Source organism: Streptomyces sp. NPDC086080 (genome assembly GCF_044540255.1).
In the GTDB taxonomy this organism is placed as follows: domain Bacteria; phylum Actinomycetota; class Actinomycetes; order Streptomycetales; family Streptomycetaceae; genus Streptomyces.
Window position 1 is genome coordinate 125,199 of the sequence record NZ_JBITRU010000015.1, and the last position, 18,847, is coordinate 144,045.

Sequence of the window (18,847 nt, forward strand, 5' to 3'; positions counted from 1 at the left end):
GGTACCGGAGTTCCGGTACCACCGCCCTCGGCGCGTTCACTCATCTCCGGGCGGCGCCCGGACGCGTCAGCTGCAGCCGCTCGTCGAGCCGCAGCCCTCGCAGATGTAGCAGGAGCCGGCCCGCTGCATCTTCGTACCGCAGGAGAAGCACAGGGGCGCGTCCGCGTGGATGCCCAACTGCATCTCGACCAGTTCCGCGCTGGTGTGAGCCTCCTTCGGGGCCGGCGTGACCGCCTCGGCCCCGGTCCTCGGCGCGGCGACCGCCTTCAGTTCCTGAGCCAGTGGCGCCGACTGGGCCAGGCCCTCGACGTCCAGCTCGTCGTCGGAGGGCTCGTACGAACCGGTCTCCAGGTGACGCTGACGCTCCTCGGCGGAGTGGATGCCGAGCGCGGAACGCGTCTCGAAGGGCAGGAAGTCCAGCGCCAGGCGGCGGAAGATGTAGTCGACGATCGACTGCGCCATCCGCACGTCCGGGTCGTCCGTCATACCGGCCGGCTCGAAGCGCATGTTGGTGAACTTCGCGACGTACGTCTCCAGCGGCACACCGTACTGGAGGCCCACCGAGACCGCGATGGAGAAGGCGTCCATCATGCCCGCAAGGGTGGAGCCCTGCTTGGACATCTTCAGGAAGACCTCACCGAGACCGTCGTCCGGGTAGGAGTTGGCGGTCATGTAGCCCTCGGCGCCGCCGACGGTGAAGGAGGTGGTGATGCCGGGACGGCCCTTCGGGAGGCGCTTGCGGACCGGGCGGTACTCGACCACCTTCTCGACCGCGGCACGGATCGTCTCCTCGGCCTTCTCGGTGACCTCGGCCTTCTCCTTCTCCTTGGTCTTCGCGGAGAGCGGCTGGCCGACCTTGCAGTTGTCGCGGTAGATCGCGAGCGCCTTGACGCCGAGCTTCCAGGCCTCGAAGTAGATCTCCTCGACCTCCTCCACGGTCGCCGACTCCGGCATGTTGACCGTCTTGGAGATGGCGCCGGAGATCCAGGGCTGGATCGCGGCCATCATCCGGACGTGGCCCATCGGGGAGATGGCACGCTCGCCCATGGCGCAGTCGAACACCTCGTAGTGCTCCTGCTTGAGACCGGGGGCGTCGATCACATTGCCGTGGTCGGCGATGTGGGCGACGATCGCCTCGATCTGCTCCTCCTGGTAGCCCAGGCGGCGCAGGGCCTGCGGGACGGTGCCGTTGACGATCTGCATCGATCCGCCACCGACGAGCTTCTTGAACTTCACCAGCGCCAGGTCGGGCTCGACACCGGTGGTGTCGCAGGACATCGCCAGACCGATGGTGCCGGTCGGGGCGAGCACGGACGCCTGGGCGTTGCGGAAGCCGTTCTTCTCACCGACGCGGATCACGTCCTGCCAGGCCTCGGTGGCGGCGGCCCACACCGGGGTGTCCAGGTCGTCCATGCGCACCGCCGCGCCGTTGGCGTCGGCGTGCTGCTTCATGACGCGCTTGTGGGCGTCGGCGTTACGGGCGTAGCCGTCGTACGGGCCGACGATCGCGGCGAGTTCGGCGGAGCGGCGGTACGCCGTACCGGTCATCAGAGAGGTGATGGCACCGGCCAGGGACCGGCCGCCCTCGGAGTCGTAGGCGTGGCCGGTCGCCATCAGCAGGGCGCCGAGGTTGGCGTAGCCGATGCCGAGCTGGCGGAAGGCGCGGGTGTTGTCGCCGATCTTCTGGGTCGGGAAGTCCGCGAAGCAGATCGAGATGTCCATCGCGGTGATGACCAGCTCGACGACCTTCTGGAAACGCTCGGCCTCGAAGGACTGGTTGCCCCGGCTGTCGTCCTTCAGGAACTTCATCAGGTTCAGCGAGGCCAGGTTGCAGGACGTGTTGTCCAGGTGCATGTACTCGCTGCACGGGTTCGACGCGGTGATCCGGCCGGACTCGGGACAGGTGTGCCAGTTGTTGATGACACCGTCGTACTGGATGCCCGGGTCGGCGCAGGCCCACGCGGCCTCGGCGATCTTGCGGAAGAGCGCCTTGGCGTCGACCTCCTCGATGACCTCGCCGGTCATCCGGGCGCGCAGGCCGAACTTGCCGCCCTGCTCGACCGCCTGCATGAACTCGTCGTTGACGCGGACCGAGTTGTTGGCGTTCTGATACTGGACGGAGGCGATGTCGTCGCCGCCCAGGTCCATGTCGTAGCCCGCGTCGCGCAGGACGCGGATCTTCTCCTCTTCCTTGACCTTGGTCTCGACGAAGTCCTCGATGTCCGGGTGGTCCACGTCGAGGACGACCATCTTGGCGGCGCGACGGGTGGCGCCACCGGACTTGATCGTTCCGGCGGAGGCGTCGGCTCCGCGCATGAAGGAGACCGGTCCCGAGGCGTTGCCGCCGGAGGAGAGCAGTTCCTTGGAGGAGCGGATCCGGGAGAGGTTCAGGCCGGCGCCGGAGCCGCCCTTGAAGATCATGCCCTCTTCCTTGTACCAGTCGAGGATCGACTCCATGGAGTCGTCGACGGCCAGGATGAAGCAGGCGGAGACCTGCTGCGGCTGAGGCGTGCCCACGTTGAACCAGACGGGGCTGTTGAAGCTGAAGATCTGGTGCAGGAGGGCGTACGCCAGCTCGTGCTCGAAGATCTCCGCGTCGGCGGGCGAGGCGAAGTACCTGTGGTCCTCACCGGCCTTCCGGTACGTCTTCACGATGCGGTCGATCAGCTGCCTGAGGCCGGTCTCGCGCTGCGGGGTGCCCACCGCACCGCGGAAGTACTTGCTGGTGACGATGTTGACCGCGTTCACCGACCAGAAGTCGGGGAACTCCACGCCGCGCTGCTCGAAGTTGACCGAGCCGTCACGCCAGTTGGTCATCACGACGTCACGGCGCTCCCAGGCCACCTCGTCGTAGGGGTGGACTCCGGGAGTGGTGTGGATGCGCTCGACACGCAGTCCCTTGCCGGCCTTGTTGCTCTTGGCTCGGGAACTCCTTGCCGGACCGCTCGCCGTCTCTGTCATGCCGCCTCCCTGTACGGGCAAAAACGCCCTGAAGTGCCCCGATTGTTCCCGTGGCACGGTGTTCTGTCTGGTATTGCGAGCACCCACTCGTCTGCCCGCAACAGGTCTTCTCATCGCCGCCGCCCGGCCGGTCCCCGCATCCGGCATCCGCGGCCGGCCCGCCGGTCAGTCGGCGGCGGGAGCGGGTTCGGGGACCTGGACGGTCCCTCCGGGCCCGCTGTCGCCTTCCTGGCTCCCCGCGACGGCTCCCTCGCCGTCCCCGTCCCCGCCGTCCCCGCCGCCCGCGGCGCCCGCGGCGGCCCGGTCCGCCCCCCGGAGTTCCGCGATCGCGGCCTCGAAGTCGTCGAGCGAGTCGAACGCCCGGTAGACGGACGCGAACCGCAGATAGGCGACGAGGTCGAGTTCCTGCAGCGGGCCGAGTATGGCCAGCCCCACGTCGTGGGTGGTCAGCTCGGCACTCCCGGTGGCCCGTACCGCCTCCTCGACCCGCTGCCCGAGCTGGGCGAGGGCGTCCTCGGTGACGGGCCGCCCCTGGCACGCCTTGCGCACACCGTTGATGACCTTGGTGCGGCTGAACGGCTCGGTGACCCCGGACCGCTTGACCACCATGAGCGAACACGTCTCCACGGTCGTGAAACGACGGGAGCAGTCCGGACACTGGCGGCGGCGGCGGATCGACGTGCCGTCGTCGGTCGTACGACTGTCGACGACACGGCTGTCGGGGTGCCTGCAGAAGGGGCAGTGCATGAAACTCCCAACCCTCCTCACAGCAGACTCATTGACCTCGCAAGCCCTCACGGGCCTCACGAAGCAGCACCAGCATAGGCGATCTCGGAGGGCCCGAAGACCCGGGGGACCACAACTTCTGGGCCACTGCCGCAATCCAACCACTACATGTGGGGATTGGCTCATACATCCAACGCTCTGCACGCGTGTCGCCCGCGCGCCGCGGGCGGGCGCCGCGGGACGGGGGAGACCGTGTTCCCGGGGAGCGGGAAACCATGCGACTCACGAACGGACCGGGGCCGCTTCCCGCGTGCCGGGGCACCCGATGGCAGACTGTGATCGCAACCCGGGAGAGTCCCGGGAGGTCACCGCCCCGGCGGCGAAGAGTACAACGATGGGCCCGTCCATCCGGCCGGGAACGTGGCGGCCAATACACCTCGACGAGAGATGGCGTACCGCAATTCGCGATTTTTCACTCGAACGTGTGTTTGGCGCAACCTTTCGAAAGCTACTACCGTTGTGCTGCAGGGAGACCATCGAGAGGGGCCGACGTGACCACGACCGCAGACAGTGCCGCCATCACTGCCCAGGACCGCTCCCAGGGCCGGCCCGAGCCGGTGCACGTGATGAACGAAGGTGCGCATCCCGAGGGGCCCAAGCGTTCCCTGCCAGGCCGACCTCCCGGCATCCGGGCGGACAGCTCGGGACTCACCGACCGCCAGCGCCGGGTGATCGAGGTCATCAGGGATTCGGTGCAGCGCCGGGGCTACCCGCCGTCGATGCGCGAGATCGGCCAGGCGGTCGGCCTCTCCAGTACCTCCTCGGTGGCACACCAGCTCATGGCGCTGGAGCGCAAGGGCTTCCTGCGCCGCGACCCGCACCGCCCGCGGGCGTACGAGGTGCGCGGCTCCGACCAGGCCGCCTCCGTGCAGCCCACCGACACCGCCGGCAAGCCGGCCGCGTCCTACGTCCCGCTGGTCGGCCGTATCGCCGCCGGTGGCCCGATCCTCGCCGAGGAGTCCGTCGAGGACGTCTTCCCGCTGCCCCGGCAACTGGTGGGCGACGGCGAGCTGTTCGTGCTGAAGGTCGTCGGCGATTCCATGATCGAAGCGGCGATCTGCGACGGGGACTGGGTCACGGTCCGCCGCCAGCCGGTCGCGGAGAACGGCGACATCGTGGCGGCGATGCTCGACGGCGAGGCGACCGTCAAGCGCTTCAAGCGCGAGGACGGCCATGTGTGGCTCCTCCCGCACAACGCGGCCTACGAGCCGATCCCCGGCGACGACGCGACCATTCTCGGCAAGGTGGTGGCCGTTCTGCGCCGCGTCTGAGCATCGTGCGGGCCGGCTTCGGCCTCGGCCCCGCCCCCTGACCGGACCCCGGGACCCCTGCGCCGGTTCCGGGGTCCTGCGCTGTCCGGACCCGCCCGCCGGCGCCTCGGACAGCATGGTGTGCCGACCGTGAGGCGGCACACCACCGGGCTCACTCCGCCTCGGCCGGCTCCTGTGTGCCCGCCTCCGCCCGGACGGCCGCCGCGTCGATGGCGGCCAGCGACTTCCTGACCTGATTGCGGTCCGTGGTGTACCAGAAGTCGGGCAGCGAAGCCTTCAGATAGCTCCCGTAACGGGCGGTGGCCAGCCGCTGGTCCAGTACCGCCACCACGCCCCGGTCCCCCGAGGCACGGACGAGACGGCCGGCGCCCTGTGCCATCAGCAGTGCGGCATGAGTGGCGGCGACCGCCATGAAGCCGTTGCCACCCGCCTCCTCCACGGCCTTCTGCCGGGCACTCATCAACGGGTCGTCCGGACGGGGGAAGGGGATCTTGTCCATGACCACCAGCTGACAGCTCGGCCCCGGTACGTCGACCCCCTGCCAGAGCGAGAGCGTGCCGAAGAGACAGGTCTTCGGGTCGGCCGCGAAGTTCTTGATCAGCTCACCGAGTGTCTCCTCGCCCTGGAGGAGGATCGGGAACTGGGGAATGCGCGAGCGCAGCTCCTCGGCAGCGAGCTGGGCGGCCCGCATCGAGGAGAACAGCCCCAGGGTGCGACCGCCCGCCGCCTGGATGAGCTCGGTGAGTTCGTCCAGCATGTCCCCGCGGTCACCGTCACGGGCCGGGCGCGCCAGATGCTTCGCGACGTACAGGATGCCCTGCCTGGGGTAGTCGAACGGCGAACCGACGTCCACGCCCTTCCACTGCGGGAGGTCATCGCCCTCGACCCCCTCGGCGGCGAGCCCCAGCGACGCCCCGACGCCGTTGAAGTCGCCGCCCAGCTTCAGCGTCGCGGAGGTCAGGACCACGGAACGGTCGGTGAAGAGCTTCTCCCGCAGCAGGCCCGAGACGGACATGGGAGCGACGCGCAGGGACGCTCCGAAGCGGTCATGGCGCTCGTACCAGACGACGTCCCATTCGGAGCCGTTCGTGATCCGCTCCGCCACGTCGTGCACGCTCTCCACGGAGGCCAGCGCCTGCTTGCGGACCGCGTCCTCGTCCTGAACGGACTTGTCGCGGGTGCCGCCGATCGCCGAGATGACGGTCCGGCACGCGTCGCGCAGCGCCATGAGCGCGTAGCCGAGGTCCTCCGGGATCTCCTCCAGCCGGCCCGGGAGGGCCAGCTCCATCAGCCGTTCGAACCCTTCGGCGGCGGTCTGGAGCTGGTCCGCGGCCTTCTCGTCGACCAGCTTCGCCGCGCGCCGGACCGCACGGTTGACCTGTCCCGGGGTGAGCTCCCCGGTGGCGACCCCGGTGACCCGGGAGACCAGCTCATGCGCCTCGTCGACGATCAGCACCTCGTGCTGCGGGAGCACCGGGGCGCCCTCGATGGCGTCGATCGCGAGCAGGGCGTGGTTGGTGACGACCACGTCCGCCAGCTTGGCGCGCTCACGGGCGGCCTCGGCGAAACATTCGGCACCGTAGGCGCACTTCGTGGCTCCCAGGCACTCCCGCGACGAGACCGACACCTGGGACCAGGCCCGGTCGGAGACGCCCGGCGTCAGATTGTCCCGGTCGCCGGTCTCCGTCTCGTCCGACCAGTCACGCAGCCGCAGCAGGTCCTGGCCCAGCTTGCTGGTGGGGGCGGCCGCCTCGAACTGGTCGAAGAGCCCTTCCTCCTCGTCCTGCGGAACCCCCTCGTGGAGCCGGTGCAGGCACAGGTAGTTGGAGCGGCCCTTGAGCATCGCGAAATCCGGGCGGCGGCGCAGCAGCGGATGCAGCGACTCCACCGTGCGCGGCAGATCCCGCTCCACCAGCTGGCGCTGCAGGGCCAGGGTGGCCGTGGCCACCACCACTCTCTCCCCGTGCGCGAGCGCGGGCACCAGGTAGCCGAGCGACTTTCCGGTGCCGGTACCGGCCTGGACCAGCAGATGGGAGCCGTCGTCGATCGCCTCGGCGACGGCTTCGGCCATGGTCACCTGGCCGGGGCGCTCCGTGCCGCCGACAGCGGCAACAGCGGCGTGCAGGAGTTCGGGGAGTGAGGGCTTCGTCATAGCGCGACCACCCTACGACCCGGCACTGACATTCGTGCGATCACGGCGACGGCCGGTGGTGCGATCAAGACGAGGTCTCCTCGGACTCGGCAAGGGAGCGGGCGGAACCAAGGGGGCGGGCGGCCCCGAAGGGCGGCCGGCCCCGAAGAGAGGGCAGCCCCGAAGAGAGGGCAGCCCCAAAAAGGCGGGCGGGCCCAAAAGGCGGGCGGGCGCTACAGCACATGACGCAGAGAGCGGTCCCGGACCATGAGGGCCGCCCGCTTGGCCGGCAGATCGGCCTCGGCGAAGAAGCGGAAGCCCGCCTTCAGGAACGCGGCGACGGAGGGGGTGTTGCGCAGATCGGGTTCCGCGACGACACGGGGTGCGGCGGGCCGGTTGTCGAGGGCGAGATCGGCGACGGCCCTGAGCAGGGTGCTGCCGAGGCCCCGCCCCCGGTCGCCGGCGGCGCCGATGAGGACGTGCAGGCCGGTGTCGTACGGCCGGGCGGGGTAGTGGCGGGCCAGGGGATCGAGGTCCGCGCGGTAGATCTCCCAGTAGCTCATCGGCGTACCGTCCAGGACCCCCAGGCACGGCACGCTGTGTCCGTCGGCGGTCAGCTGGGCCCGTACGTGGTCGGCCGTCAGGGCCGGCGGGCCGGAGAGTCCCCAGAAGGCGGCCACGGCCGGGTCGTTCATCCACCGTGCCAGCAGCGGCAGGTCCCGCTCCACCCGCACGGGGACGAGACGGAACAGGCCCGCGGGAGTGCTCGCCGGGCCCCAGGCGGTGATGTCTCCGGCCGTCATGGGCGCAGCGGGTTGGCGATGGTGACGTAGACGGACTGGGTGTCGACCGGGCCGACGAGTTCGTCGAGGCCGTGCACCCGGGTCAGCAGATTGGCCTTGCAGCGCAGGGTGGGTGAGTCCAGCAGGAGGTCGGGCAGGGTGCCACGGGTCCGGGGCGGTCCGGCGCGGACCTCGGTGAGGAACCGGCGGAAGGCGGCGAGCAACAGCCGTTCGTCGACGAGGCGCTGGGAGCCCATGGCGCCGATGACTCCGAGGACGTTGTTGATGCCCAGGTAGTAGGCGAAGCGTTCGTCGGTGACCCCGTCGCGGACGAAGGTGTCGCTGTGCTCACCGATGCCGGGCAGCAGCGCGTCCAGTTCCGGGCGTCGCGACTCGCGGAAGTAGTAGCCCTGGTTGTCGCGGTACCGGCCGCCCGCGGGCCAGCCGTCGGGGTCGAGCAGGACCAGGGTGTTCTGCTGGTGCGCCTCCAGTGCGATGCCGGCCACGGCGTCCAGCCAGAGCACGGGCCGCACCACATGCTCCAGGTAGCGCAGGAACCACTCGGTGGCGACGGCCCCGGGCGGCCGTCCCGTCCGGGTGACCAGGCGGGTGATCAGTTCGGCCAGCCGGGATCTCATGGGGCCGTCGGCGCGCGGGCACGGCGAGACGAGTCCGGCGACGCAGGCGACGTCGTCCCGCGGTCCGAACGGGTTGTGCCGGATCACCAGGTCGAGGCCGGGCACCGGGTCACCGGCCGGTCCGTTCACGGCGAGCCAGGCCGGGTCGCGGACAATGTCGAAGCCGGGGTGCGCGGCCCGCCACCGCCGGGACAGTCCGGTGCGCAGCAGCCGGTGGACCTCGACGCCCCGGTGGAGTTCCTTGCGGAGGTTCTCCCGGCGGGAGTTGGTGATGCGCAAGGCCAGCGACAGCTTGAGCATGGCCGGGGCACCGGTGCGGTGGACGGTCCGTACGGAGGACGTGGGGTGCCAGGGTTCGCCATGGCTGCCGAGGTCGCGCAGCAGTCCGGCGTCCAGCAGCGCGGCCGTCGCCGGACGCCGGCGGACCTGGCCCAGTTGCCAGGGGTGCAGGGGCAGCGCCGCGTAACCGTCGGGCAAGGGCAGTCCGGGGCCGGCGAGCCGTGCGGTGAGGTCCGGCGCGGTGACCGCGCGGCCCCGCTCGGTCCAGGCGGAGTCGGCGGCGAGCAGGGAGGGGGCGACGGCCATCCAGTGCAGGGGGAAGGAGCCGCGCGCCTCGGGTGAGTACTGCCGGGCCTCGGCGTCGCGGAGGCCGTCGCGGCTCTTCGGATCGGGGTGCAGGGGATGCCCCAGGACGAGCGCCTGCTCCGCGGCGAGGAAGAGGTCCGGGTGGTCGGCCGTACGGGTCCGCCGCTCGGTGAGGACGGCGGTGACGCGGCGGACGGAGTCGGCGACGCGGGCGACCAGGTCGGTGCCGTCGCGGGCCGGCCGGGGGGCCGGGCCGGACGCCTCCCTGCCGAGGAGGGCGGCGAGCAGGACGGCGTCGACGGGCGGGGCGGGATCGGGGGCGTCGGCCAGGTAGGGGAGCCCGAAACGGTGCCGGCCCGTCGGGGACCAGTACAGGACGGGGACCAGCAGGGCCGTGCCGCTGACCGGCAGCGGGAGACACAGGATGTCGCCGCGGGGAGCGCGGACGCCGGTCTCGCGCACCCAGCAGCGCAGAAGGTTCTCCGTGGCCGCCGCCTCGGCCGCCCCGCGCGGGTCGGGGTCCTCCAGAGGGCATGCACCGGAGCCACTGAGCCACCGGTTGCCGGTCCCCGGCCCCCGTCCTCGGTCTGTGGATTCCGTCACCGTCTCCGCCCTCCCCTGTGCCGCCGCCGGGACCACGCGCGGGGGATCGCGCGCGGGCAGCGGGTTGCCCACCGCTGTCAACTCCGGTCCGCGCACGGGGGTTACGGGCCACCCGTGCGGCATGCGCCCGCCCGAGCACCGCCTGTGCCGACGCGCGCCGGTCTCACATCGGCGCATCTCCGGACGATCGGCCAGGTCAGGTGGCTTGTAGCCGAACCGTTGCCGTTCCGTCGGGTGTCCCCCACAGCGAGCGCATAGTGTGTGATGCCGTTCCCGGAGGCCGTGGAACATCCGCGAACTCCGCGTGGGTCCGGGTGTGAAGACGGCCGCGGCACCACGTTCGTTCATCAGGGGGAGTCAGATCATGCGATCCATACGGCCGTCGTCCACCGCTCGCCGAGGGGGGCGGGCCCGGCGCGGAACCTCCCCCGTTCTGGCCGCTGTCGCACTCGCCTCGGCGCTCGCCCTCACCGCCACCGCCTGCGACTCGGGCGGCGCCGACGCGAGCGCCGACCCTTCCGCGACCGCCGCTGCCGACGACGGCAAGCTGAAGATCCCGGACGACATCAGGGACCGGCTCAAGGAGCACGGGATCGATATCGACAAGTGGCGGGACGGGGCCTGGAAGAACTGGGACAAGGACGACTGGCTGCGCGAGGCGCAGGACTACGTCAACCCGATCATCGAGGACCTGTGGGACCCGGACCGCATGCGGGATGCCGAGGAGCCCGACCAGGGGGTCGACGAGAACGACATCTCCGGTGACCAGGGCGTGACCGACCCCACCCCGGAGCCGGTGCAGGCGGCGGCCGTCGCACCGTCGTACCACGCCAACGCCCCCACGGCCGGGAAGGTCTTCTTCGACTCCCCCGAGGGGACGATGGTCTGCTCGGCGACGGTGGTGCAGGACCCGGCCAACCCGGGCAAGTCCAACATGGTGTGGACGGCGGGCCACTGTGTGCACGCTGGAAAGAAGGGCGGCTGGTACCGCAACATCGCGTTCGTGCCGTCGTACAACGACGCCGGCAAGTCGGCGAAGGAGCTCGAGAGCGCCACCGAGGAAGAGGTCGCCCCGTACGGCATCTGGTGGGGTGACTGGGCGCAGACCTCGGACCAGTGGATCGAGCAGGGTGGCGCCACCGGTGGTGACGGCGCCAGCTACGACTTCGCGGTCATCCATGCGACGCCGGAGAAGGGCGGGGACGGCAAGTCGCTGGAGGAGACGGTCGGTTCGGCGCTGCCGGTGGACTTCAACGCCCCCTCGGCCGCCGAGACGGAGGAGCTGACGGCGATCGGCTACCCGGCGGCTCCGCCGTACGACGGCCAGACCCTGTACCGCTGCGCCGACAAGCCCGGGCGGCTGTCGCTCGGCGCGAACGACCCGACGATGTACCGCATCGGGTGCAGCATGACCGCCGGTTCGTCCGGGGGCGGCTGGGTCTCGGCCGGTTCGGACGGCAGGCCCGCGCTGGTGTCCAACACCTCCATCGGCCCCGTGACGTCGGGCTGGCTCGCCGGACCGCGCCTCGGTGACGAGGCCAAGGGCGTGTACGACGCGGTCAGCGGGAAGTTCGCCGGTCAGTGACCGGCCGGCCCGGTCCCGCGTGCCGCCGCGCACCGGGGCCGGGCGGCGCTCCGGGCCGGTTCTCGCTCTGCCCGGACCTGTGAAGGCCCGCCCCCTGCCAGAAGCAGGGGGCGGGCCTTCACGTCGCCTCGGGCGGGATCAGCCGGCCGGAGTGGGAACGTACGGCGTGAGTTCCGCCGCCAGCTCCTCGTGCACCCGCACCTTGATCAGGGTGCCCTCCGTGGTGTGCTCCTCGGAGATCACCTCACCCTCGTCATGGGCACGGGCGACCAGCTTGCCGTGGGTGTACGGCACGAGTGCCTCGATCTCCACGGACGGCCGGGGCAGCTCGTTGTCGATGAGCGCGCGCAGTTCTTCGATGCCCTGGCCGGTGCGGGCCGAGACCGCGATGGAGTTCTTCTCCACCCGCAGCAGCCGCTGAAGCGTCAGCGGGTCGGCCGCGTCCGCCTTGTTGATCACGACGATCTCGGGTACGTCGGTGGCGCCGACGTCCCTGATCACCTCGCGCACGGCGGCCAGCTGCTCCTCGGGAACCGGGTGCGAACCGTCCACCACGTGCACGATCAGGTCGGCGTCGCCGACCTCCTCCATCGTGGAACGGAACGCCTCGACCAGGTGGTGCGGCAGATGCCGGACGAAGCCGACGGTGTCGGCCAGCGTGTACAGCCGGCCGCTCGGGGTCTCGGCCCGGCGCACGGTCGGGTCGAGGGTCGCGAACAGGGCGTTCTCGACCAGGACGCCCGCGCCCGTGAGGCGGTTGAGCAGCGAGGACTTACCGGCGTTGGTGTAGCCCGCGATGGCCACGGACGGCACCTTGTGGCGCTTGCGCTCCTGGCGCTTGATCTCGCGGCCGGTCTTCATCTCCGCGATCTCACGGCGCATCTTCGCCATCTTCTCGCGGATCCGCCGCCGGTCCGTTTCGATCTTGGTTTCACCGGGGCCACGCGTGGCGAGGCCGCCGCCCTTGCCGCCGCCCATCTGCCGGGACAGCGACTGACCCCAGCCGCGCAGTCGCGGCAGCATGTACTGCATCTGCGCGAGTGCGACCTGTGCCTTGCCCTCACGGGACTTGGCGTGCTGGGCGAAGATGTCGAGGATCAGGGCCGTACGGTCGATGACCTTGACCTTGACGACGTCCTCGAGGTGGATCAGCTGACCGGGGCTGAGCTCACCGTCGCAGATGACGGTGTCCGCGCCCGAGTCGAGCACGATGTCGCGCAGTTCCTGGGCCTTGCCGGAGCCGATGTAGGTGGCGGCGTCGGGCTTGTCACGGCGCTGGATCACGCCGTCGAGAACGAGGGCACCCGCCGTCTCGGCGAGGGCGGCGAGCTCCGCCAGGGAGTTCTCCGCGTCCTGCGCGGTTCCCGAGGTCCACACCCCGACGAGTACCACGCGCTCCAGCCGGAGCTGCCGGTACTCGACCTCGGTGACGTCCTCGAGTTCGGTGGAGAGGCCCGCGACACGGCGCAGGGCCGCACGCTCGGAGCGGTCGAACTGGTCGCCGTCCCGCTCCGAGTCGGTCCCGACGCTCCAGGCGACGTCCTCTTCCATCAGGGCATCGGCCCGAAGACCTTCGGTAGGGGTGGCCGCGAAGCGCTTGGTGTCCTGGGAAGGGGAAGAAGAGGAGGTCATTGGGTCCTTACGTCGTCGAGTCACTTTCTGGCGACGGAGCCGGCCCGGCAGGGCACTCCGTCACTGTGCACAACGTCCGGGCCGCCCGGGAGATTCCCGTGGCCGGTGTGGTGCCGACCTGACGATGGTCGCACGGGACGGGCGTGGCGTCATCGTCTTATTCCCGGCTCGCGCCCGGCCGGTGCGCGGGCGGTACCGGCCGCCGGGCGGGCGTCGCGTCGCGGGCCGCCGCCTTCCATTCCGGGTGGCCGGGCATCGGCGGGGTCGTGACGCCGTAGAGCCAGGGGTGCAGGAAGCCGGTCAGGTCGCGTCCGGCCGTCTCGGAGGCCAGCCGGACGACGTCGGAGGTCCCGGCCGTGCCGTCGCGGTGGCGGGTGACCCAGGCGCGTTCCAGGCGTTCGAAGGCGGTGCGGCCGATCTCCTCGCGCAGGGCGTACAGCACCAGCGCGCCGCCGGCGTAGACGTTCGGCCGGAAGATGCCGATCTTCCGGCCGGGCTCCGGGGGCTTGGGGGCGGCCGGCGGTCCTCCTGCCGCGCGCACACCGTCGGAGGCCGCGTAGGCGGCCTTCATCCGGGCCTCGAGGGATCCGCCGCCCTTCTCCTCGGCGTACAGCGCCTCGTACCAGGTGGCGTGTCCCTCGTTGAGCCACAGGTCGGACCAGGTGCGAGGGCTGACGCTGTTGCCGAACCACTGGTGGGCCAGTTCATGCACCATGATCGACTCCACGTACCAGGCGGGGAGTCCGGGATCGGTGAACATCTCGCGCTCGAAGAGGGAGAGCGTCTGGGTCTCGAGCGCGAAGCCGGTGGACGCGTCGGCGAGGAGCATTCCGTAGGTGGCGAACGGGTAGCGTCCGGCTCTCTCCTCCATCCAGGAGATCTGTCCGGGGGTCTTCGCCAGCCACGGTTCCGCCTGCGCGCGGTGCCCGGTGGGGACGACGTCCCGCAGCGGCAGACCGTGCGGGCCGGCGCGGTGCACGACCGTGGAACGGCCGATGGACACCTGGGCCAGTTCCGTCGCCATGGGGTGCAGGGTCCGGTACGTCCAGGTGGTGGCCCCGCGCGTGCGGTCGACGCCCGAGGGCAGACCGTTGGCGACGGCGGTGTGGCCGTCGGGGGCGGTGATCCGGAAGGTGAACATCGCCTTGTCGGAAGGGTGGTCGTTGCAGGGAAACACCAGGTGGGCCGCGTCCGCCTGGTTGGCCATGGCGAGGCCGTCCGCGGTGCGCACCCAGCCGCCCTCGCGGTCCCCGGCCACCGGGTCGCTGGTGTGGCGGACGGTGATACGGACCGGATCGCCCACGCCGGGACCGTCCCCGGGGGTGATCACCAGGTCCTCGCCGGCGCCGGTGAAGGCGGCGGGACGCCCGTCGACCTCGACCGACCTGACCGTGCCGTGGGTGAAGTCGAGGTTGATCCGGTCCAGGTCCGCGGTGAGGCGGGCGTCGATGGTGGTGACGGCCTGGAGCGGCCGGTCGTTGCGGCCCGGATAGGTCAGGGCGAGGTCGTACGACAGGACGTCGTATCCGGGGTTGCCCAGGTGGGGGAAGAGGCGGTCACCGATGCCGAGCGGGTCGGCCGGGGCACTCGCGGAGAGCAGGCAGCCGGAGACGGCACAGGCGGCAAGCGCCGTGGCCGCCCTCCGGCGGCGGCGGGTGGCATGGTGGCGAGGGGCGAGCGGCATGGGCATGGGCATGCCCCACGGCTATCAGCGGGCGCGTATGCGACGGCGACGGCGCGCTTCCGGCGCACCCGATCGGATCATCACACCGCCCGGACGCCATGTGGACGCCATGGGGATCCGTCAGTCACCGGGGCGGTGCGGCTGGGCCCGGCTCACGTCGTACACCCCGGCCACGTCACGCATCGCGCGCATCAGGGTGGGAAGGCGGGCGGCATCCGGCAACTGCACCGTGTAGGTGTGCCGCACCTGCTGCCGGTCCGGCGGCTCGACCGTCGCGGAGACGATCTCGGCACCCTCGACGGCCATGGCCTCGGTGAGATCCGCGAGCAGATGCGGACGCACGAACGACTCCGCGACCAGCGTGACCCGGCACTCGGCGCCCTCCCCCCAGCGCACACCGACCTCGGGGCGTCCCTCGCTCCTCATCCCCGCCACCCCGGCGCACCCCGCGCGGTGCACGGTGACCACTCCCCCGCGCACCGCGAAACCGGTCACGGCGTCCGGCGGTACGGGCGTGCAGCAGCCGGCCAGCCGTACGGTCGCGCCGGGCCGGTCGGTCAGGACCTGGGCGGCGGCGGGGCGGCCGGACACCGTCTCCGGGACGTCCGGCGGCTGCGGCGGGGCAGGTTCCCCGGAGAGCGGCCGGGACGTCGCGGCCGCTTCCGGCGCGGCCGCCTCGTCCTGTGCGGGGTGGCCGTCCTGTGCGGGGTGGGCCGTCAGCCACCGTTGGATGGCGATCCGCGCGGCCGGGGTGTGTGCGTGCTCCAGCCACTCCCGGGAGGGCTCGGAAGCCGCTTCCTGCCCCATCAGCAACTGGACGGTGTCGCCGTCCTTCAGCACGGTGCTCAGCGTCGCCAGCCGGCCGTTGACCCGGGCGCCGATACACGCGTGGGCGTCCTCGCCGTACTGCGCGTAGGCGGCGTCGACACAGGTCGCCCCCTCGGGCAGACCGAGCCTGCCTCCGTCGGGGCGGAAGACGGTGATCTCGCGGTCCTGGGCGAGGTCCTCGCGCAGAGTGGACCAGAAGGTGTCGGGGTCGGGCGCCGCCCGCTGCCAGTCGAGGAGCCGGGAGAGCCAGCCGGGCCGGGTGGGGTCGACGCGTTCGCCGTCGCTCGCGGACTGTTCCTCCGGCGAGGCGGCGTAGGGGTTGCCGAGGGCGACGACCCCGGCCTCGGCCACCTTGTGCATCTGATGGGTGCGGATGAGCACCTCGACGACCTGGCCGTCCGCGCCGGACACGGCGGTGTGCAGCGACTGGTACAGGTTGAACTTCGGTACGGCGATGAAGTCCTTGAACTCCGAGACGACGGGCGTCATACAGGTGTGCAGCTCGCCCAGGACGCCGTAGCAGTCGGCGTCCTCGTTCACCAGTACCAGCACCCGGCCGAAGTCGGCGCCCCGCAGCGGCCCGCGCTTCCGGGACACCCGGTGCACGGAGACGAAGTGGCGCGGGCGGATGAGGACTTCGGCGGTGATGTCCGCCTCGCGGAGCACCTTGCGCACGTCGTCGGCGACATCGGCGAGCGGGTCGTCCCCGCGGGCCGCGTTGCGCACGACCAGCTCCCGTGTGTGCCGGTACTCCTCGGGGTGCAGAATCGCGAAGACGAGGTCTTCCAGCTCCGTCTTGAGCGCCTGCACACCGAGCCGTTCGGCGAGCGGGATGAGCACGTCCCGGGTCACCTTGGCGATGCGTTCCTGTTTCTCGAGACGCATCACACCGAGCGTGCGCATGTTGTGCAGCCGGTCGGCGAGTTTGATCGACATCACGCGGACGTCGTTGCCGGTGGCGACGAGCATCTTGCGGAAGGTCTCGGGTTCGGCGGCGGCGCCGTAGTCGACCTTCTCCAACTTGGTGACGCCGTCGACGAGATACCGGACCTCCTCGCCGAACTGGTCCCGCACCTGTTCCAGCGTCACATCCGTGTCCTCGACGGTGTCGTGGAGCAGCGAGGCGGTCAACGTCGTCGTCTCGGCGCCGAGTTCGGCGAGGATGAGGGTCACGGCCAGCGGGTGGGTGATGTACGGCTCGCCGCTCTTGCGCATCTGACCGCGGTGCGAGGACTCCGCCAACACATAGGCGTGGCGCAGGGGTTCGAGATCCGCGTCGGGGTAATGGGCACGGTGCGCGTCGACGACGTGTCCGATGGCGTCGGGGAGCCGGTCACGCGCGGTGCCGCCGAGCAGCGCGGCCCGGCCGAGCCGACGCAGGTCGAGCCGGGGGCGGGACTTCCTGCGCGACCCCGTGGGTGTGACGTGACCAGATGTCACAGGGCCTGGGGTCGCGGGATTCACGGCCTCCGCGTTCATGGGCACCTCCGGCTGCGTGGACCGGCGGACGGCGTGCCCCAGGGCGGACTCGGGCTCAGGGGACGGTACTCGTCCCCCGTCCGGGCCGGTGCTTGATGCTACCGACCCCGACCCGCCGGACCGGCCGCCTCCGGCCGAGCGTGAAACGGATCACCCCATCGAGCGAAGGCCCCTCGGCAGTCGCTTTCACGCCATCGGGCCGGTGGTCAGCCATGATCTCGAAGCCCGAGACCCCTCTCCGTCCTGCGGATACGGCCACCGGGCCGTCCCGGGGCTGGGATACCCAGCCGGCGCCCTGGTCAGCGAAGGGCGCTCTCCAGCCATTCCGTCTCGATCAGGCCCTCGGCGACGATCACCGCGGGACCGGTCATCTCGATCTCGCCGCCGGGCCGTTCGGTGATCACGAGGGTGCCGCCGGGCACGTCCACGGTGTACGTCGCCGGCGTACCGGTGACGTCCGGGTCGGCGCCGTCCCTGCGGGCGGCGGCCACGGCGACCGCGCACGCGCCCGTGCCGCAGGACCGGGTCTCGCCCGCCCCGCGCTCGTGCACCCGCAGCGCCACATGCCGCGGGCCGCGGTCGACGACGAACTCCACGTTCACACCGTCCGGGTAGGCGGACGGCGGGCCGACCGGGGGCGGGGTCGTCAGATCGCCCGCGTGGGCGAGGTCGTCGACGAAGGCCACGGCGTGCGGATTGCCCATGTTCACGTTCCGCGCGGGCCACTCGCGCCCTCCGACGCTCACGGTGACCTCGCCCTCGGGGAACAGCGCCCGGCCCATGCCGACGGTGATGTCGCCCTCCTTGGCGATGTGCACGGTCTTCACACCCCCGCGCGTGGCGATCGCGATGTCTCCCGCGGACACATGCCCCGCGCGCTGGAGGTAGCGCGCGAACACACGCACGCCGTTGCCGCACATCTCCGCGATCGAGCCGTCGCCGTTGCGGTAGTCCATGAACCACTCGGCCCCGGCCGCCATCCCCCGGGCCTCGGGGTGCGCCGCGGACCGCACCACGTGGAGCAGCCCGTCGCCGCCGATGCCCGCGCGGCGGTCGCACAGGGCGGCGACGGTGGCCGGGGGGAGGTCGATGGCGTTCTCGGGGTCCGGGACGATCACGAAGTCGTTCTCCGTGCCGTGCCCCTTGAGGAAGGCGATCCGCGTGCTCATTCCTCGATCGTACGGGGTGCCGGTGACAGCCTGTCGCCGCCGCTGGACCGACGCCCCGCCCGGTGGCAGTCCGTCGCCGGGGCGGTGAGCCGACGCCCCGCGCGGTGTCAGCGCAGCCGGGCGACCCGCCAGACCGCCAGGCCGACCACGGCGGCGACCATCACGGCGTAGGCGGTCACCACCCGCCAGTCGGCTCTGCGTCCGGAGCCCCTGGCCGGCAGGCCCGGCCAGGTGTACCCCACCCTGCGGGCGGCCATCATGCCCCAGCCCGCCGAGCAGGAGCAGATCAACAGCCCCAGCATGGCGATCACCGCGCCGCTGTCGCCGAAGTCGAAGGCGAGCGGGAAGGCGAACATCAGGGAGCCGAGCGCGGCCAGGGCGACGATGGGCGCGAGCTGCCACAGGCGCAGCCTGCGCTGCGGGCGCAGCTCCACCTCGACCGCCTCGCCGGCGGCGAACATCTCGTCCGGCTCGGGGCCGTCGTCGGTCACACCGCCCGTGTCCTCCGGCCCGTCGGAGGTGAGACGGTCGGTCTCCTCCTCCGGTGCACCCCGCTCGGTCGTGAGGTGTTCGGTGCCGTGTGCGGTGTCGCGAGGGCCGGCCTCCATCGCCACGCGCCCTCCCAACTAGGACTCCACTGGTCGATCGAAGCTCGATGATGGCACGGCGTCACATGCCCGGATGACGGCCTGGGCGTCCCGATGCCAGGACGT

Annotated in this window: 12 protein-coding genes; 2 read left to right on the forward strand and 10 right to left on the reverse strand. The window is 71.3% G+C overall.

Translation table 11 applies throughout. From position 1 onward, the window contains the following. Positions 1-66: 66 nt before the first annotated feature. Both ACIF9R_RS19470 and nrdR read right to left on the reverse strand, forming a co-directional pair. The gene (locus ACIF9R_RS19470; protein ID WP_399981394.1) at positions 67-2,961 is read right to left on the reverse strand and encodes a vitamin B12-dependent ribonucleotide reductase; all 2,895 of its coding nucleotides are present in this window, start codon (positions 2,959-2,961) and stop codon (positions 67-69) included. A 165-nt stretch (positions 2,962-3,126) separates the two neighbouring features. After that, complete coding sequence (gene nrdR, locus ACIF9R_RS19475; RefSeq protein WP_399981396.1) at positions 3,127-3,708, reverse strand: transcriptional regulator NrdR; 582 nt, start codon at positions 3,706-3,708, stop codon at positions 3,127-3,129. 530 nt (positions 3,709-4,238) lie between these two features. On the opposite strand from nrdR, the gene lexA reads away from it, so the two are divergent. Then, positions 4,239-5,018 carry a transcriptional repressor LexA gene (gene lexA / locus ACIF9R_RS19480; protein ID WP_399981399.1) on the forward strand — a complete coding sequence of 260 codons (780 nt, stop codon included), beginning with the start codon at positions 4,239-4,241 and terminating at the stop codon, positions 5,016-5,018. Positions 5,019-5,169: 151 nt separating this feature from the next. On the opposite strand, the gene ACIF9R_RS19485 is transcribed toward lexA, so the two are convergent. From ACIF9R_RS19485 to ACIF9R_RS19495, 3 genes are all read right to left on the reverse strand, one after another. After that, complete coding sequence (locus ACIF9R_RS19485) at positions 5,170-7,170, reverse strand: ATP-dependent DNA helicase (RefSeq protein WP_399981402.1); 2,001 nt, start codon at positions 7,168-7,170, stop codon at positions 5,170-5,172. Between the two features lie 212 nt (positions 7,171-7,382). Beyond that, positions 7,383-8,054, reverse strand: coding sequence for a GNAT family N-acetyltransferase (locus ACIF9R_RS19490; RefSeq protein ID WP_399981518.1), 672 nt, complete (start codon positions 8,052-8,054; stop codon positions 7,383-7,385). Beyond that, positions 7,949-9,880 (reverse strand): IucA/IucC family protein, encoded by a 1,932-nt coding sequence (locus ACIF9R_RS19495; RefSeq protein WP_399981404.1) that lies wholly within the window; start codon positions 9,878-9,880, stop codon positions 7,949-7,951. Before ACIF9R_RS19495 ends, ACIF9R_RS19490 begins: the two co-directional genes overlap by 106 nt. Positions 9,881-10,121: 241 nt before the next feature. On the opposite strand from ACIF9R_RS19495, the gene ACIF9R_RS19500 reads away from it, so the two are divergent. Continuing rightward, on the forward strand, positions 10,122-11,342 hold the full coding sequence (locus tag ACIF9R_RS19500; protein WP_399981406.1) for a trypsin-like serine peptidase: 1,221 nt from the start codon (positions 10,122-10,124) through the stop codon (positions 11,340-11,342). A gap of 138 nt (positions 11,343-11,480) precedes the next feature. Here ACIF9R_RS19500 and hflX read toward each other — a convergent pair whose 3' ends face one another. The 5 genes from hflX to ACIF9R_RS19525 form a co-directional block, all read right to left on the reverse strand. Then, complete coding sequence (gene hflX, locus ACIF9R_RS19505) at positions 11,481-12,974, reverse strand: GTPase HflX (RefSeq protein WP_399981409.1); 1,494 nt, start codon at positions 12,972-12,974, stop codon at positions 11,481-11,483. A 157-nt stretch (positions 12,975-13,131) separates the two neighbouring features. Continuing rightward, complete coding sequence (locus ACIF9R_RS19510) at positions 13,132-14,658, reverse strand: M1 family metallopeptidase (protein WP_399981521.1); 1,527 nt, start codon at positions 14,656-14,658, stop codon at positions 13,132-13,134. Positions 14,659-14,778: 120 nt separating this feature from the next. Then, positions 14,779-16,965 carry a RelA/SpoT family protein gene (locus ACIF9R_RS19515; protein ID WP_399981412.1) on the reverse strand — a complete coding sequence of 729 codons (2,187 nt, stop codon included), beginning with the start codon at positions 16,963-16,965 and terminating at the stop codon, positions 14,779-14,781. Positions 16,966-17,264: 299 nt separating this feature from the next. Further along, positions 17,265-18,134, reverse strand: coding sequence for a diaminopimelate epimerase (gene dapF, locus ACIF9R_RS19520; protein WP_399981414.1), 870 nt, complete (start codon positions 18,132-18,134; stop codon positions 17,265-17,267). A gap of 107 nt (positions 18,135-18,241) precedes the next feature. Beyond that, a complete protein-coding gene (locus tag ACIF9R_RS19525) occupies positions 18,242-18,742 on the reverse strand; it encodes a hypothetical protein (protein WP_399981523.1) in 501 nt (166 codons plus the stop codon). Between the last annotated feature and the right edge of the window lie 105 nt (positions 18,743-18,847).

Bases quoted from the DNA above. Each gene is read 5' to 3' on its own strand.
- ACIF9R_RS19470 (WP_399981394.1), bottom strand. From the start codon at position 2,961: ATGACAGAGACGGCGAGCGGTCCGGCAAGGAGTTCCCGAGCCAAGAGC.
- nrdR (WP_399981396.1), bottom strand. From the start codon at position 3,708: ATGCACTGCCCCTTCTGCAGGCACCCCGACAGCCGTGTCGTCGACAGT.
- ACIF9R_RS19485 (WP_399981402.1), bottom strand. From the start codon at position 7,170: ATGACGAAGCCCTCACTCCCCGAACTCCTGCACGCCGCTGTTGCCGCT.
- ACIF9R_RS19495 (WP_399981404.1), bottom strand. From the start codon at position 9,880: ATGCCGCACGGGTGGCCCGTAACCCCCGTGCGCGGACCGGAGTTGACA.
- ACIF9R_RS19500 (WP_399981406.1), top strand. From the start codon at position 10,122: ATGCGATCCATACGGCCGTCGTCCACCGCTCGCCGAGGGGGGCGGGCC.
- hflX (WP_399981409.1), bottom strand. From the start codon at position 12,974: ATGACCTCCTCTTCTTCCCCTTCCCAGGACACCAAGCGCTTCGCGGCC.
- ACIF9R_RS19510 (WP_399981521.1), bottom strand. From the start codon at position 14,658: ATGCCGCTCGCCCCTCGCCACCATGCCACCCGCCGCCGCCGGAGGGCG.
- ACIF9R_RS19515 (WP_399981412.1), bottom strand. From the start codon at position 16,965: ATGAACGCGGAGGCCGTGAATCCCGCGACCCCAGGCCCTGTGACATCT.
- dapF (WP_399981414.1), bottom strand. From the start codon at position 18,134: ATGAGCACGCGGATCGCCTTCCTCAAGGGGCACGGCACGGAGAACGAC.
- ACIF9R_RS19525 (WP_399981523.1), bottom strand. From the start codon at position 18,742: ATGGAGGCCGGCCCTCGCGACACCGCACACGGCACCGAACACCTCACG.